Origin of the sequence: Mesorhizobium qingshengii, assembly GCF_900103325.1 — a bacterium.
GTDB lineage: Bacteria > Pseudomonadota > Alphaproteobacteria > Rhizobiales > Rhizobiaceae > Mesorhizobium > Mesorhizobium qingshengii.
Genome location: NZ_FMXM01000092.1, coordinates 1 through 1868 on the forward strand (window position 1 = coordinate 1; position 1868 = coordinate 1868).

General features: G+C 60.8%; 2 protein-coding genes. Both read right to left on the reverse strand.

What is annotated here, in order from left to right; translation table 11 throughout:
- On the reverse strand, positions 1 to 1472 hold a 1472-nt coding region (locus BLS48_RS34455; RefSeq protein WP_091586680.1), incomplete at its 3' end, for a potassium transporter Kup.
- A gap of 187 nt (positions 1473 to 1659) precedes the next feature.
- On the reverse strand, positions 1660 to 1868 hold a 209-nt coding region (locus BLS48_RS34460), incomplete at its 5' end, for a KUP/HAK/KT family potassium transporter (RefSeq protein ID WP_425284759.1).

Sequence of the window (1868 nt, forward strand, 5' to 3'; positions counted from 1 at the left end):
GATACCAGCTGCGGCTTCTTCTTCAACAAATTGCCGGCGAGGAAATCGAGCGGGATTTCGTTGCGGCGGGTCTTGTCGAACAGATAGCGGCTGCCGCGCACCCAGGTCCACATCGCCGTGATGATTGCGAAGGCCACCGCCAGCGAGGCCCAGCCGCCCTCGAACACCTTGACAATGTTGGAGGCAAAGAAGCCGATATCGATGAACATGAAGAGCGCCGTCAGCGCGATTGCCGGCCAGAGGTTCCATTTCCAGATGCGCGTCATGATGACGAAGAGCAGCACCGTCGTCACCAGCATGTTGCCGGTTACCGAGATGCCGTAGGCCGAGGCGAGCCTGCTGGATTCGCCGAAGCCGACGACCAGCATCATCACCACCAACGCCAGCAACAGGTTGACGCGCGGCATGTAGATCTGGCCGGACTGTCGTTCCGACGTGTGCAGGATTTGCAGGCGCGGCAGCATGTTGAGCTGCACAGCCTGCCTGGTCAGCGAGAAGGCACCGGAAATCACCGCCTGGCTGGCGATGACCGTTGCGGCGGTTGCCAGCACGACCATCGGGATGAGCGTCCAGCCCCCGTTCATCTCGAAGAATGGATGGCCAACAACCCCGCCATTGGCCAGCACGAAGGCGCCCTGCCCAGCATAGTTGAGCAGCAGGCAAGGAAACACGATCGCCAGCCAGGCAAGCACGATCGGCTTGCGGCCGAAATGGCCGAGATCGGCATAGAGCGCTTCTGCGCCGGTGACGGCGAGGAAGACGGCGCCGACGGTGACGAAGGCAACGTCGGGCGAATTGATCAGAAAGGCGACGATGTAGTGCGGGCTGACTGCCCACAAGATTTCCGGGTCGGCGATGATGTGGTTGAGGCCGGAAAGGCCAATGGCGAGAAACCACACGGCGGTTACCGGGCCGAACACCAAGCCGACACCACCCGTACCGAACCGTTGCACCGCGAACAATATGGCCAGAATAACCAATGTCAGCGGTACCACATAAGGCTGAAAAGCTGGCGTGACGACATTCATGCCCTCGACCGCCGACAGCACCGAAATCGCCGGCGTGATGACGGCGTCGCCGAAAAACAGCGAGGCCCCGACGATGCCGATGGCGAGAATGATCGCCGAGCGGGTCGGGAAGCTGCCGCGCGCCAGCGCCATCAGCGACAGCACGCCGCCCTCGCCGCGATTGTCGGCGCGCAGCACGAACATGATATATTTTACTGTAACCGTAATCGTAAGCGACCAGATAATCAGCGACAGCACGCCAAGGATGTCGCCGCGGTCGGCGACATTACCGCCGGACGAGGCGTGCAATGCCTCACGGAAGGCGTAGATCGGGCTGGTGCCGATATCCCCATAGACAACACCGAGCGCGCCCAGCATCAGCACCTTGGTGCTGTGCTGTTCGACTTCAGGATGGCTCGATTGTTCGACGGGTTCTGCCTCACTACCAGCATTGGTAAGGGCCATGGACGACACTCCGATAAGCGCGCGGTGCTCTACGCTTGCTGCGTTGCAATATCAAGTGCCGTTGCGTAACGGCTGCCATGCCTAAAGCACTGGGCTGCTCAAGCAAATGGCCGATCATCCGATGTTTGGGCTGAATCTGCCGCTACGTCCGGCACGGCGTGCACCCATAATACCTGCCGTATGTGCCTTAGATAGCTACTTGCGTACCGATTTCCACGACGCGCCCGGTCGGTATCTGGAAATACTCTGTCGCATCGGCAGCCGTACGCGCCAGCCCGATGAACAGCCGGTCCTGCCACACCGGCATGCCGGAATTGGGCGAAGCCTTGAGCGAACGGCGCGACAGGAAGAACGACGTCGTCATGATGTCGAACTTCCAGCCCTGCTTGCGGCAGA